At 56.9% G+C, this 12,511-nt stretch carries 15 protein-coding genes; 9 read left to right on the top strand and 6 right to left on the bottom strand.

Annotated elements, in window-relative coordinates:
* Positions 1-163: 163 nt before the first annotated feature.
* Entirely contained in the window at positions 164-637 is a 474-nt protein-coding gene (locus CC94_RS0104710) for a hypothetical protein (RefSeq protein WP_031430002.1), read from the top strand.
* Between the two features lie 64 nt (positions 638-701).
* Here CC94_RS0104710 and CC94_RS0104705 read toward each other — a convergent pair whose 3' ends face one another.
* The 4 genes from CC94_RS0104705 to CC94_RS0104690 form a co-directional block, all read right to left on the bottom strand.
* The gene (locus CC94_RS0104705; protein WP_031430000.1) at positions 702-1,454 is read right to left on the bottom strand and encodes an HAD family hydrolase; all 753 of its coding nucleotides are present in this window, start codon (positions 1,452-1,454) and stop codon (positions 702-704) included.
* 169 nt (positions 1,455-1,623) lie between these two features.
* On the bottom strand, positions 1,624-2,286 hold the full coding sequence (nth, locus tag CC94_RS0104700; protein ID WP_031429998.1) for an endonuclease III: 663 nt from the start codon (positions 2,284-2,286) through the stop codon (positions 1,624-1,626).
* Positions 2,287-2,949: 663 nt separating this feature from the next.
* Positions 2,950-3,159 carry a cold-shock protein gene (locus CC94_RS0104695; protein ID WP_005374401.1) on the bottom strand — a complete coding sequence of 70 codons (210 nt, stop codon included), beginning with the start codon at positions 3,157-3,159 and terminating at the stop codon, positions 2,950-2,952.
* A 129-nt stretch (positions 3,160-3,288) separates the two neighbouring features.
* On the bottom strand, positions 3,289-4,245 hold the full coding sequence (locus tag CC94_RS0104690; RefSeq protein WP_036303732.1) for a DMT family transporter: 957 nt from the start codon (positions 4,243-4,245) through the stop codon (positions 3,289-3,291).
* A gap of 148 nt (positions 4,246-4,393) precedes the next feature.
* On the opposite strand from CC94_RS0104690, the gene CC94_RS0104685 reads away from it, so the two are divergent.
* Positions 4,394-4,756, top strand: a complete 363-nt coding sequence (locus CC94_RS0104685) for a DUF4870 family protein (protein ID WP_031429995.1) — start codon at positions 4,394-4,396, stop codon at positions 4,754-4,756.
* A gap of 30 nt (positions 4,757-4,786) precedes the next feature.
* Here the strand turns inward: CC94_RS0104685 and ampD are convergent, their stop codons facing one another.
* Entirely contained in the window at positions 4,787-5,341 is a 555-nt protein-coding gene (ampD, locus tag CC94_RS0104680; protein ID WP_031429993.1) for a 1,6-anhydro-N-acetylmuramyl-L-alanine amidase AmpD, read from the bottom strand.
* Positions 5,342-5,842: 501 nt separating this feature from the next.
* Between ampD and CC94_RS0104675 the strand changes: the two genes are divergently transcribed.
* From CC94_RS0104675 to CC94_RS0104650, 6 genes are all read left to right on the top strand, one after another.
* Positions 5,843-6,898, top strand: a complete 1,056-nt coding sequence (locus CC94_RS0104675; protein WP_245619701.1) for a lytic murein transglycosylase — start codon at positions 5,843-5,845, stop codon at positions 6,896-6,898.
* A gap of 27 nt (positions 6,899-6,925) precedes the next feature.
* Complete coding sequence (gene nadC, locus CC94_RS0104670) at positions 6,926-7,756, top strand: carboxylating nicotinate-nucleotide diphosphorylase (RefSeq protein WP_031429990.1); 831 nt, start codon at positions 6,926-6,928, stop codon at positions 7,754-7,756.
* The gene (locus CC94_RS0104665) at positions 7,753-8,259 is read left to right on the top strand and encodes a flavin reductase family protein (protein WP_031429989.1); all 507 of its coding nucleotides are present in this window, start codon (positions 7,753-7,755) and stop codon (positions 8,257-8,259) included. Before nadC ends, CC94_RS0104665 begins: the two co-directional genes overlap by 4 nt.
* Before the next feature lie 155 nt (positions 8,260-8,414).
* Positions 8,415-8,999, top strand: coding sequence for an isochorismatase family protein (locus CC94_RS0104660; RefSeq protein WP_031429987.1), 585 nt, complete (start codon positions 8,415-8,417; stop codon positions 8,997-8,999).
* The gene (locus CC94_RS0104655) at positions 8,996-10,372 is read left to right on the top strand and encodes a nicotinate phosphoribosyltransferase (RefSeq protein WP_051911373.1); all 1,377 of its coding nucleotides are present in this window, start codon (positions 8,996-8,998) and stop codon (positions 10,370-10,372) included. The genes CC94_RS0104660 and CC94_RS0104655 overlap by 4 nt, the downstream gene beginning before the upstream one ends.
* 134 nt (positions 10,373-10,506) lie before the next feature.
* A complete protein-coding gene (locus tag CC94_RS0104650) occupies positions 10,507-10,911 on the top strand; it encodes a hypothetical protein (RefSeq protein ID WP_031429984.1) in 405 nt (134 codons plus the stop codon).
* A 590-nt stretch (positions 10,912-11,501) separates the two neighbouring features.
* Here the strand turns inward: CC94_RS0104650 and CC94_RS0104645 are convergent.
* Positions 11,502-11,918, bottom strand: coding sequence for a helix-turn-helix domain-containing protein (locus CC94_RS0104645; RefSeq protein WP_031429982.1), 417 nt, complete (start codon positions 11,916-11,918; stop codon positions 11,502-11,504).
* Between the two features lie 118 nt (positions 11,919-12,036).
* Between CC94_RS0104645 and CC94_RS21240 the strand changes: the two genes are divergently transcribed.
* The gene (locus CC94_RS21240; RefSeq protein WP_157203372.1) at positions 12,037-12,435 is read left to right on the top strand and encodes a hypothetical protein; all 399 of its coding nucleotides are present in this window, start codon (positions 12,037-12,039) and stop codon (positions 12,433-12,435) included.
* The last annotated feature ends 76 nt before the right edge of the window (positions 12,436-12,511 follow it).

Genomic DNA, 12,511 nt, shown 5'->3' with positions numbered 1-12,511 from the left:
GTTTTCGGTGCAAGAATCTATTATCCTCCAGGAGTGGATCGAGTTTTGATAAAGTGATAAAGTTGGCCATTTTGGCGGAATGGCTCGCCGGAACGCCGGGATTGCGCAACGGCAGGCCGGACGCCCTGGTTACAATAATAACGAAACTACGACGGTCTTCCTTATGAAACACTCAAGACACAAAATGAATGCCTGGCTGGCCGCCTGCGCCGGTCTGGTCTTTGCCTTTATGGTGACGGCTTGCTCCGACGGCGAAGATGCCCAGCAACCGCCCAGTAAAGCCGAAGCCAGGAAAATGCAGACGGCGGGAGATGTGCACAATCCGTTCGACCATACGCACGACAAGCCGGTCACCGATATCCGAAAGCACAAATTCGAGCACGATTTCGCGGCTCAATGCGTCGAGAGGGAGTTGAAAAACTCCACGGACAAAGAAGCGGACAAAGCCCGCTGGGAGAAACCCTGCATGTGCATCGCGACCTTCATGATGAAAAACCTGACCGCCGACGAAGCCGGAAAATTTCTCGACGAGCATAAAAATACCCAGTCGCTCGTGATCAAGTACGAGAATGCCGCCTTCCATTGCCTGCAGGCGAAGCAACAGCCTAAAGAGCCGCAGTTATTCGGCAGACAATAACGTTTTTTCGATTCGGCCGCTTGGCCGGCGGAGACAATCCATTCCCTCCGGCCCAAAGCGGCGTTCAGGGTTCCAGAAATTCCTCAAGCCGCTGCAGCACGAAAGGCTGCGCCTCGGCAAGCGCTTTGTCCTCGGGCGTGTTGTAACCCCACAGCGCGAAGATCAGTTTGATGCCGTCCAGCTCCGGATGTTTGCGGACGTTCAGCAGGGTCGGTAGGCGGTCTTCGGCAAAATACAGCGTTTGTTCCGAATGCGCTTTTAGCAAGCCTTTCAGTACCTCAGGCTTGCTCATATTGCGGTCCAGCCCGAAAATGCGCTCGTCCGCCAGCTCGATCGCGTGGGCGGCGAGGATTTCTTTGGCGAAGCGCTCCTGTTTGGTCGTCACCACATACCAAGTATGACGTTCTCCGATTGTCCGGAGCTTGTCCGCGATTCCGTCGAACAGCGGATTCATCCGGATCCAGTGTTCCCGATCCTCCGCGATCCAAAGATCGCGGGTTTCGCCGAATAACCGCTTCAGTTCGCCGGGGCCGATTCGGGTTTCTTCCATCAGGGCTTTGCTTTTGGCTTCATAATTCGAATAAATACCGGCAACGGTCTCGCCGAGAAAGAGAAGGCGCATTGCCAGAATTGCCTCGAAACCGGTCTCGATCAACGGGCGGACCGCCCGAAAGCGGTCGACCATGACCGGCGGGACTTCCCGGGGCATGTCGTTCCAGAGGCGGCCCGCCGCTTTCCAGCCGGTCATTGCGGTTTCCACCGCGCTGTCGCAGATCACGCCGTCGAAATCGAGCGCGTAAACAAGAGAATCTTTCATGAGGTGCTTCATTTAATCAAAAGAGGAAACAGGTCTGCCATTGAGGCGGCGGTGAAAATGCGCGGCCTGGCTGCAGAGGATAAAATGGATTGGCTGCGTACAGTTTCGATCGGGCGGACCCGGTTTGGATGACGGATTCGGTCGTCAATGGGCCGGAAATGGCGCTTGTTCAGGGCGACTTATCCGGTTCTGCGCGAAGCGCGACGGTTTTTTCGGTATATTCGCACAGGTCTTGGATTACGCAAGCGGGACAGTTCGGCCGGCGCGCCGTACAGGTGTAGCGGCCGTGCAAAATCAAGAGATGGTGTGCATACCGTTTGTGTTTTTTGGGTGTCCATTTGTCGAGTTTCTGCTCGACTTCGCGTACGTTTTTTCCAGGCGCGAGGCCGGTCCGGTTGGCGACCCGGAACACATGCGTGTCGACCGCAATGAGTTCATGTCCGAAGGCGGTATTCAGAATCACATTGGCGGTTTTCCGTCCCACGCCGGGAAGCGCCTCCAGGTCTTCCCGCGAGTCCGGCACTTCGCCGTGATGCTTTTCGAGCAATTGGCCGCACAGCGCGATGATATTGGCGGCCTTGCCGTTATAGAGGTTGATCGTTTTGATGTATTCTTTCAGGCCGTCTACGCCGAGGGCCCGAATGTCCCGTGGCGTATTGGCGACCGGAAAGAGTTTGGCGGTCGCTTTATTGACGCCTTTGTCGGTCGCCTGGGCGGACAGGACGACGGCGATCAACAATTCGAACGGGGTCGTATAGCGCAGTTCCGTAGTGGGTTCGGGGATCGCTTCGGCCAGACGATCAAAAATCGCCAGTCGTTTGTTTGCATTCATTCGGTCGCGTCAGCTTAGTTCTTGCATCTTGCGGTTTTTGGTACCCTCCGATGCGTGAGCATCCCTTTTTATAGGCATACGGCAGGTCAAAAATGCGGTCATTCTACACCATATCCCGTGGTCTTTGCGGCATCGTTTTAAGGCCCTTGCCCTTGCAGGTACAAAGGGATCGATGTATGGCGAATAGCCGCCGTTTGTGGTGTAACGCGCGCCGGAGCTTTGGATAAAGGTTGAAAGAGCTGCCTTGCGGCAGCCAATTCCGATCGGGCGTTACGGGCTCCAAAAAAGCAGCAAACCGTTTTTCAGGGCGGATCGCGGTCGGCGGAATGTTGTTTGGGAGGGCAATGTTGTTCCAACGGCAAACAGAAGCTGCCCCGGCCGCGCTCACATTCGCCGGGTGAAGCCGCCCGCGGCTCCGCGCGATGTGTCCGGCAAAGGAAAATCCCTGGCTTGGCGTTGCCTGCGGGTGGAATAACCTGATGGCCTTGCCTTAGCCGTGATCCTTTAAGACGGGAGGATGTGGATGCGCAAAAAAACGCACGGCATCGGCGAAGCTGCGGATGCCGCAGGGGCTAAGGACTTTGCGACCTAAAGGGACGTAAGCAATCAAACCACAATAAAAAACCCGCGTAGAAAGAAGATCCTATGCGGGTTTGATCTGGTTTAGACCGCCGTTACATTCTCGGCTTGCGGCCCTTTTTGACCTTGAGTCACCTTCATCGTGACTTTTTGGCCTTCGCGTAACGTTTTTCTGCCGGTGCCGTTAATTGCGCTGTGATGCACAAAAACATCTTTACCACCTTCCTGGGCGATGAAGCCAAAGCCCTTCTCATCATTGAACCATTTAACGGTGCCTGTAACCAGATCTGACATAAAATACTCTTCTGAAAAAACCGCCAATCGTCTTGGCGCAACACATCCGGGCGGGTAATCCGTCCGGCTCACTCTCTTGCGGAACGGTCATAGTAGCACTAAATCCGGGAATTGGGCAGAACTATTTCGTTAACGGTATCTGCCAGGCCGCTTGTCCGCAGGCCGGCGGCAGCTGTCGCGGATTTCGGCCGCCGCATAGCGTGCCTTGACGGAGCTGCGGGTTGCCCGGTTGCCCGTAAATTCGTGAAGAAACAGGGCCGCCAATATCGCCAGCGCGCCGGCCAGTACATCGGCCGTTATCGGTTCCCGATTGGCTGCATGACCGAGCAGCAGCGCCAGCACCGGCGAAATCAGGGTGATCAGGGCGACCCGTGCCGCCGGAAGCTGAATCAGCAAGTAATAATACAGGACGAAGCCCGCTGTCGTCGCGATCATTCCCAAGTAAACGATCGACGCGATACTCGCCGGCGTGAAGCGATCCGGCCATTCGCCGTCGAGGATGCCCCAGGTCAGTAAATAAGCGGGCAGGGCGATCAGCAGACCGCCGGCGACCTGGGTCAATGCCGGGAGGTTGGCCCCGATGCGTTTGATCGACAGGGCGCTGAACGAATGCAGAAAGGCGCCTAAAATCACCGCCGCGATACCCAGGGCGGCGTTGCGTCCCATTGTCAGCGCCGACCCGAACATCAGGCTCAGTCCGCCGATGCCAAGCAGATAGCTGAGCAATTTGCTAAAGTTCAGTTCGCGCTGCCCCAGCCAGAACCTTGTCAGCAGCGCCGTAATCAGCGGCGTCAGGCCGAACAGCACCGAAATCCAGCCGGACGGAATGAACTGGGCGGCCCAGTATACCGCGATCATCGAACAGTAGATCTGCAGCGCGACCGCGAGATAAGTCAGCCGGGCCTTGCTGTGCCAGGGCAAAGGCTGCTTCGTGATCAACAGAACGGGGCCGATACAGACGACGCCGATCGCCATGCGTCCGGTCACCCCGAACAGGAAGCCGGGGCCTTCGCCGCTCCACTTGATGGCCAAAGGTGTGGTGGCCCACAGCAAGACCACGCAGAGATAGGCGATCGCAATACGCATGAATGAAGATGACGGCGGTTGAGTGTTATGATGAATTCGAAACTTTGTACCGGCATTTTACGCCTAATTCAATGTCGAGGGCACTTTGCCTAAAGCGGCGTGCCGTGACATTACCCGAAAGACTCAATTACTGACGCAGGAGTTCACCATGAGCGAGTCACCGCAATCACATGATGCTGAAAAAATGGCTTCCCTGAAAACGCTGACCGGGATTGTCTATTTATGTCAGGTATTGGCATTCGGCTTCGGCGGACTGACCTTGCTGATAGGGGTCGCGATCAATTTCATGAAGCGGAATGAGGTTCAGGGTACCTGGCTCGAATCGCACTTCAATTGGCAGATCAATACGGTCTGGATCACGCTGGCCGGGTTTGCGATAGCCGCACTTTTGATGTTTACGGGGATCGGCTACTTTATCCTGTTGCCGGTGGTTCTGTTGCTGGTTTACCGGATCGTGATCGGCTGGGTCGCCTGGACAGCCGAAAAGCCGGTCAAGCAAATCATTCAATAACGGGATCGGGCGCGTCTCCGGCCGGCCTTTTCAGCAATTCCGGCCATCCAGCAATTGCCGCAATTTTTCCCAATCGAATACCGCGCCGGGATCGGTCTTGCGTCCCGGCGCAATTTCGCTGTGCCCTGCGATACGTTGTTTGGACAGCCTCGGATAGGTTCTCAACAAGGTCTCGATGACTACCGCCAGTTGCCGGTATTGCGCTTCCGTATAAGGGATATCGTCGGTGCCTTCCAGTTCGATTCCGATCGAAAACTCATTGCAGCGCTCGCGTCCCAGGTACGACGAAACCCCGGCGTGCCAGGCGCGCTTGTCGAACGGTACATATTGGGTGATCTCGCCGCCGCGCTTGATCAACAGATGCGCCGAAACCTTCAGTCGGTGAATCGCTTCGAAATACGGGTGTGCCGCCGGGTCCAGCCGGTTACAGAATAACCGGTCGATATAAGAATGGCCGAACTCGCCCGGCGGCAGGCTGATGCAGTGGATCACGATCAGCGAAATGTCCTCGGCGTCAGGCCGGTCGTCAAAATTGGGGGAGGGGATTCGGTCGGCTCCGGTCAGCCAGTGTCGATCAATCAGCATGAGAAATAATAGAGAGCCGTTAGGCGCAGTTATTGCCAGCAATTTTTTATTATTTCCCGAAAGCGCCGTTAAATCCAGCGAAGTCTTTAAATGTTAAGGCTTTAGTGGGATAATCTTTCGAAACATAAGCTCATCCGTTCCGGTCGGACTTTCGCTGAGAAGCGAGCGGATCGTTCCGTCCTTTCATCCCGATATCCGACTTGATTCCCAGACCGGCGGCGCGCAGCTCGGGCGCAATCCGAAGTATTGGCACCCGCGCGCTCCCGCAGTGCCGGTGCGTAATGGAATTCCGTGATAGAGAGACGGGCGCGGATTTATGCCCGAGCCGTATCGTTTTGGCCGAACCGGCAATCGATGAACGGACCGGCCGCGGATGAGTCTAAGTTAGCGCAAAACAGAAGCGGCTTGAAAAAAATCGGTGATCGAGCCATTCAATCGTCCGCCGAAAAATTACAAGAATTGAGGATCATCGTGCCCCCCCGAATTTTAATACATCTCCCGATGGCGGCTTTGGCCGCGTTTATCGCCGGTTGCGCGACCGATGCGCCCGAACTGCATGACAACTATGCCTATCAAAACCCTCCGCAAGCGCAACCGAAGCCCGCGGCGATACAGCCTCCTGCCGCCCCCTATCCGCCGGCTTCCGTTCGGCCGGAGTTATCCGCGGGCTCTGCGGCCGGCGTTCTGGCCGGCGCTTATTCGGATTATCCCTCCGTGCGGCGCTTCATCGGCGACATGGTGAGCAAGCACGGATTCTCGGAGAGCTACCTGAACGGGCTTTTTTCTCGAGCCCATCGCCTGGAGTCCGTGATTCGCCTGGAAAATCCGCCACCTTCGCCGGGAACTTCCAAGCCCAGCGTCGGCAGTTGGACCCGCTACCGGAACAAGTTTCTGACCGAGCAGCATATTCAGAACGGCACCAACTTCTGGCTCGATAATGCGGAGGTGATTCGCAAAGCGAGCGTAACCTATGGGGTCGATCCCGAATATATCGTCGCGATCATCGGCGTCGAGACCTATTTCGGGCGCAACTTCGGCAAAACGAGTATCTTCGATTCGCTGACGACGCTGTCTTTCGACACCTACCGGCGCTCGAAATTCTTCATGTCCGAACTCGAAAGCTTCTTGCTGATGGCGCGCGAAGAAGATTTCGATCCGTTGGAACCGAAAGGCTCCTGGGCCGGCGCAATGGGCTACGGCCAGTTCATGCCGAGCAGCTTCCGCCGGCTGGCGATCGACTTCAACAGCGACGGCCGGCGCGACCTCTGGCATCCGCACGACGCGATCGGCAGTGTCGCGCACTATTTTTCCAAGAACGGCTGGCACTATAACAACCCGGTCGCCAGACCGAGCAACGGCTCCCGGGCGGAAGGTCCGGTGATCGAGCTGAGCACTTACGACGGCCCGGAGCACTGGCGCACCTATCCCAATTTCAAGGTGATCAAACGCTATAACAACAGCGATAAATATGCGATGGCTGTGCATCAGCTGGCGCAGGCGATCCGGCAGCGCATGGAAACTTCGGGCGCCGTGATTCGGTCGTCCAGTGCAAAATAGCGTATTTCCACCCATTCGGCAGGCTTCATGACATCTCCGACAACGCCCGATATACGGCCTTTCCTTGAAGAAGACATCGGTTCCGGCGACCTCACCGCCGCGATCGTGCCGAGTACCGTCACCGCCGAAGCGGAGGTTGTGACGCGCGAGCCGATGGTCGTGTGCGGGCAGGCCTGGTTCGGCGCGGTCTTCAAGGAACTGGACCCTGCCGTCCGTATCGACTGGCTGTGCGCGGAAGGCGAGGCGGTCAAAGCCGGCGCCGTGTTGTGCCGGTTGGCCGGTCCGGCCCGTGCCCTGCTGACCGGCGAGCGTACCGCGCTCAACCTGCTGCAGACGTTGTCCGCGACCGCGACCGCCGCCAGCCAATACGCCGAGGCCGTTGCCGGAACCGGCTGCAAGGTGCTCGACACCCGCAAAACCATTCCGGGGCTCAGGCAGGCGCAGAAATATGCGGTTACCGTCGGCGGCTGTCACAATCACCGCCTCGGCCTGTACGACGGCGTTCTGATCAAGGAAAACCACATCGCGGCGGCCGGCTCGATCACCGGGGCGGTGCGGTTGGCGCGCGAGCTGACTACGGCGCCGGTCGAAGTCGAGGTCGAAACGCTGGAACAATTGCGCGAAGCGCTCGCCGCCGCGCCCGACCGGATCATGTTGGACAATTTCAGTCTCGACGACCTCCGCGCTGCGGTCCGGATAACCGGCGGCCGCGTCGAACTCGAAGCGTCCGGCAATATCGGGCTGGGCAATATCCGGACGATCGCGGAAACCGGAGTGGATTATATTTCGATCGGCGCTCTGACGAAGCATGTCAAAGCGGCCGATTTGTCGATGCGCATCAAGCTGGCGCAGGGATGATCGAGAATCCGTCCGGGCTTTCAAGCCTGATCACGCACGGCGTCTATGTGATCGGCGTTCGCGACGGCGAACGCCGCAATGCCTTCACCGCCGCCTGGGTCATGCAGGTTTCGTTCGATCCTCTGTTGCTGGCGATCAGCATCAATCCCGAGCATTACTCTTACCAATTGCTCAAAGCGGGCGGCGTTTGCTCGGTCAATGTGCTCGGCCGGGATCAACAGGCGGTTGCAGCGCATTTCGGCCGTTCCGGCTCGGACAAAATGGCCGGTTTCGACTGGCACGAAGCGCCCACCGGCGCGCCCATCCTACGTTGCAGCCTGGCTTATTTCGACTGCCGGGTCAGCCATTATGCCGATGCCGGCGATCATCAAATTGCGGTTTGCGAAGTCGTGGCCGGCGCAACGCTCCATCCCGGCCCGCCTTTGCTTTATTGCCAGACCGGCGACATGGACGGCAGCAGTCAGCTCTATCAAAGCCCAAACTCTTCGTGGCCACTGGAGTAGGCCGGCATTGCCGGCTATCGGCCACGAGTTTCGCAGAACTTTGCGCCAGCCCGTTTTGTCGCAAGAGACGAGCTTTTCTCAAGGGTAAGGGGCCACATGTTTATCCAGGACCATGACGCATTCCGTGCCGGCGGCGAGGTTGGCGGGCACGGCACATGAAAACCGAACGCATTACCGCGGGCGACGCCCTGCTCGTCGTCGACGTGCAAAACGATTTTTTACCCGGCGGCAGTCTGGCCGTCTCCGGGAGTGAGCGTATTCTTCCGGTTATCAATCGTTATATCGAAAAGTTCCGTGCTCTTGGCTGTCCCGTTTACCTGACGCGCGACTGGCATCCTTTCGATCATGCCTCGTTCAGGAATCAAGGCGGGCCCTGGCCGGTGCATTGCGTGGCGGATACGCCGGGCGCCGGGTTTTCGGCGGCTCTGGCATTGCCGGAGACGGCGCAAGTCATTTCCAAAGGCGTGTGGCGCGAAAGCGAAGGCTATTCGGGATTCGACAGTACCGACTTGCAGGCAAGGCTGGAGTGCGCCGGCATCCGGCGGCTGTTCGTGGCCGGTCTGGCGACCGATTATTGCGTGCTGAACACCGTGCTCGACGCCTTGAAGCGGGGCTATGCGGTGTTTTTACTGCAAGACGCGGTGCGGGCGGTCGATGTCGCTCCCGGTGACGGCGACAAGGCTTTGCAGACGATGCGGAGGCTCGGCGCCTTCCTGATCGATGAGGGCCATCTGGCATGACCGGGAACGAGGCCTTGTCGGCCGATCTTTACCAGTTGACGATGCTGCAGGGCTATCACCAACAGCGCATGAACGATATCGCCGTGTTCGAGCTGTTCGTCCGCAAGCTGCCGGCATGCCGCGGGTTTCTGGTCGCCGCGGGGCTCGAACAGGCCGTCGATTATCTCCGGAATTTGCGGTTTACGCCCGCCGACCTGGACTGGCTGAGCGGCACCGGCTTTTTCAAGGCGGAGTTTTTGCAGCGGCTCCGGCATTTCCGTTTTACCGGCGACGTGCATGCGATGCCGGAGGGCACCGTGTTTTTTCCGGGCGAGCCGATCCTGCGGGTGACCGCGCCGATGCCCGAAGCGCAGTTTGTCGAAAGCCGGCTGATCAATATCGTGCACTTTCAGACGCTGATCGCATCGAAAGCGGCCCGTTCGGTTTTGACGGCGCCGGGCAAGACGCTGGTCGAATTCGGCTTCCGCCGCGCGCACGGCGGCGAGGCCGGGATTTTTGCGGCCAGGGCGGCGTATCTGGCCGGTTTCAGCGGCACCGCCACCCTCGGCGCCGGCCGCCGGTTCGGCATTCCGGTATTCGGCACGATGGCGCATTCCTTTGTGCAGGCGCATCCGAGCGAGAGCGAGGCTTTCGAGCATTTCGCCAGGGCCAATCCGGGCAATGTGGTGTTGCTGATCGATACCTACGATACCGAAGGCGGCGCGCAAAAGGCCGTCGAGTTGGCTTCCCGGCTCAAATCCTCGAATATCCCGATCAAAGGCGTGCGGCTCGACAGCGGCGATTTGGCGGACCACGCTCATAAGGTGCGGCGGATACTCGATGCGGGCGGCCTGACCGGTACGACCCTCTTTGCCAGCGGCAATATCGATGAATATACGCTCGCCCGCCTGCAGTTGGCCGAGGCGCCGATCGACGGGTACGGCATCGGCACCCGGCTGGATACTTCCGAAGATGCGCCTTATCTGGATTGCGCTTACAAGCTGCAGGCGTACGCCGGTATTCCACGCCGGAAGCGTTCCGAAGGCAAGGCGACCTGGCCCGGCGCAAAACAGGTGTACCGCCGGTTCGATGCCGACGGGTTGCTGGCCGGCGATACGGTCACTCTCGTGGACGCGCCCTGCGCAGGCCGGGCATTGCTCCAGCCGGTGATGCGGGACGGCGAACTGGTCGAACCGCTGCCGTCGCTCGACCGGATACGCGCGCATGCGAAAAATCAGCTGGAGCAATTGCCGGACTATCTGCGGGTATTGAAAGACGCGCGCGGCTATCCGGTGGTTATATCCTCCGAGCTTCACGCCCTGGCCGAAACGATAGACAGGGAACAGGGGCTGATTCCCGGACCGAAGAGCGCCCCGGCTCGGCCGCTGTCTTGAATCGGTTGCTGTTTCTCGGCGAAAGATGCGCTTGCAGGCCGATTTGTATCGGTAAAAGTGTCGGCGGCACAATCCCGAAAAAAACCAAAAGCGGTTAAAATGATCAATTTCTTCTCGGCGAATGGAGGTCGAATATGAGTTTCAAGGCCGGTCTGCTCAAGATAGCGATCAAGCTGACACCGGATATTGTTGTGAGATGGGTCGCCAACTTTATTCTGAAAGGCATTGCCGAACTGTCCGAGTTTCATTTCGATCTCGACGCCCGCACGGCCTACCTCCAGGGTACCCTTTGCGGCGAAGCGGAGCCGATCGAGGTCTGGCTGGAGGATTTCGCGATCGAAAGCGACAAGGAGTCCCATCGATTGATCATTCACCAAGCCCGGTCGAACCGGCCGTGGCTGAACAACCTGTTCTCCCGAATCGCTGGAAAATCCTGGAATATTCCCGCGATTCCCCAATTTCACGACCAGATCGAACTTGCCGCCGAGGTATTCAAAACTGAAAATCCGGTAGAGGAAGAAATCGGTGAGGCTGACTGAATCAACCTTTTGTTCAGACTGAGACGGTAACGGGCGGCCGCGATAAGCGGAATCAAATCGAGGATAAACAAAGCCCGTAAATCCTCACTTCGTTGTACTTCATTGAAGTGAACTGCTCCTTCCCGGAGGCCCCATCCTTTGAAAGAATGGCGCTATGAAAGAGAGAAGCACAAAATCCGTAAGGCGGAACGCGCCAGCGGTTCCGCCATAGGCTGGCGGATCGCCTGACGGCCTCCGTCCTAAGGTAATCGATAAAGACGAAGCCTTGGCCAACATACAAGAAGCTATGCAGCTTTGGCTCGATACGGCTCGGGAATTTGGAGGTTCGATACCAACGCCGAGAGAGCCTCGGCTTTTCTATGCGTCAAGTAGCTCCGATTAGCGATAGCGTAATCGGATGAATATTGGCATCTCACATGCGTGCGATTACGCTGCGCTAATCGCATCTACAGCCCTGCAAAGACAATCAGCGAGAGAGCTGTAGGGTGTTTTCGCGATAGGGCCGTAGGATGCGGTGACGATAGGAACCGCATCAATCGTGAACGATGCGGTTCGTTCCTCACCACATCCTACGGCCCTTGGCTTTCGCTTTATTCCTGCTTCTGCTGCTGTTGCAAGCGTTTCTGCATTGCCAGTAATTCTTGCAAGTATTCGTTTTCTTTTTCTTTCTGAGCTAGTAATGTTTGCAGATGTTCAATAATCAGTTGCTGCTTTTGTAACTCGAACGATGTTTCTGTTTCCGACTTAATAATATGGGTGCTGTCCTGATGATTTTGATTATTATCGCCAATTAAACACGCGACATTCTTCTCGCCAAACGTCAATAATTCCATCATATCGATTTCCAAAGCCTCGGCAATCTGTTCCAATTTAGGAATAGTAGCTTTGGTTTCGCCGCGTTCGATTTTGGCATAGCCATAGGTGGACATGCCCAGTTTCTCCGCCAACTCCTCTTGGGAACAATTTTTCAGCTCGCGCATAAAACGGATTTTTTCTTGGATTTTCATGTTATGTCAACAAATCAGGCAGAATTAGCAACAGTCTGTTGATTGTAGCAAACGCGAACCGAAACATATAATTTCTCCTCGTGTTAATTTTAATTTCAGGAAACAGGAGATATTGAATATGAGTGCCGCAACAGTTCAAATTTCACCGATGCAATGGGCGCACCTCCCTGATATCGCAGACGTACCGAGACTTGCCGACGCTGATTACGAATGCCTTGATGCTATTCGCGAGGTGCTAGTACGGTACAACGCCGTTGGCCGTTTCGGTGTCCATCTCGTTCATAAACATTTCAACGTCGCGCCAGATGAAGTGCTGGTTGAATACACTGACGTCGAAGCGCGTACGCTTCACTGCCAAGTCGAAAAACGAATGACGGAAGGCGCTGATAGCGTTAACCGAATCGAGACAATGTGGTCCTTCGTCGGAGAAGGGGCTACGCGCGTTTGCGATCAACAGTGCGTCTATAACAACGGGCATGCCAACAGACACTATCGGCGCTCGGGCATTAAGGCATAACATAGCGAGTAGGGCTGTAGGATGCGGTGACGATAGGAACCGCTCAATCGCTAACGAAGCTTCGTTTCTCAGCACA

Origin of the sequence: Methylomicrobium agile (assembly GCF_000733855.1) — a bacterium.
Taxonomy (GTDB): Bacteria; Pseudomonadota; Gammaproteobacteria; order Methylococcales; family Methylomonadaceae; genus Methylomicrobium; species Methylomicrobium agile.
The sequence above is the reverse complement of the archived record's forward strand: the minus strand, read 5'-3'. Positions and strand labels throughout refer to the sequence as shown.

What these genes read in the sequence shown, in the direction of transcription:
- CC94_RS0104660 (WP_031429987.1), top strand. Translation starts at nt 8,415, where the DNA reads ATGAAAACCGAACGCATTACCGCGGGCGACGCCCTGCTCGTCGTCGAC.
- CC94_RS0104665 (WP_031429989.1), top strand. Translation starts at nt 7,753, where the DNA reads ATGATCGAGAATCCGTCCGGGCTTTCAAGCCTGATCACGCACGGCGTC.
- CC94_RS0104690 (WP_036303732.1), bottom strand. Translation starts at nt 4,245, where the DNA reads ATGCGTATTGCGATCGCCTATCTCTGCGTGGTCTTGCTGTGGGCCACC.
- CC94_RS0104675 (WP_245619701.1), top strand. Translation starts at nt 5,843, where the DNA reads ATGGCGGCTTTGGCCGCGTTTATCGCCGGTTGCGCGACCGATGCGCCC.
- CC94_RS0104710 (WP_031430002.1), top strand. Translation starts at nt 164, where the DNA reads ATGAAACACTCAAGACACAAAATGAATGCCTGGCTGGCCGCCTGCGCC.
- CC94_RS0104650 (WP_031429984.1), top strand. Translation starts at nt 10,507, where the DNA reads ATGAGTTTCAAGGCCGGTCTGCTCAAGATAGCGATCAAGCTGACACCG.
- ampD (WP_031429993.1), bottom strand. Translation starts at nt 5,341, where the DNA reads ATGCTGATTGATCGACACTGGCTGACCGGAGCCGACCGAATCCCCTCC.
- CC94_RS0104655 (WP_051911373.1), top strand. Translation starts at nt 8,996, where the DNA reads ATGACCGGGAACGAGGCCTTGTCGGCCGATCTTTACCAGTTGACGATG.
- CC94_RS0104705 (WP_031430000.1), bottom strand. Translation starts at nt 1,454, where the DNA reads ATGAAAGATTCTCTTGTTTACGCGCTCGATTTCGACGGCGTGATCTGC.
- nth (WP_031429998.1), bottom strand. Translation starts at nt 2,286, where the DNA reads ATGAATGCAAACAAACGACTGGCGATTTTTGATCGTCTGGCCGAAGCG.
- CC94_RS0104645 (WP_031429982.1), bottom strand. Translation starts at nt 11,918, where the DNA reads ATGAAAATCCAAGAAAAAATCCGTTTTATGCGCGAGCTGAAAAATTGT.
- CC94_RS0104685 (WP_031429995.1), top strand. Translation starts at nt 4,394, where the DNA reads ATGAGCGAGTCACCGCAATCACATGATGCTGAAAAAATGGCTTCCCTG.
- CC94_RS0104695 (WP_005374401.1), bottom strand. Translation starts at nt 3,159, where the DNA reads ATGTCAGATCTGGTTACAGGCACCGTTAAATGGTTCAATGATGAGAAG.
- CC94_RS21240 (WP_157203372.1), top strand. Translation starts at nt 12,037, where the DNA reads ATGAGTGCCGCAACAGTTCAAATTTCACCGATGCAATGGGCGCACCTC.
- nadC (WP_031429990.1), top strand. Translation starts at nt 6,926, where the DNA reads ATGACATCTCCGACAACGCCCGATATACGGCCTTTCCTTGAAGAAGAC.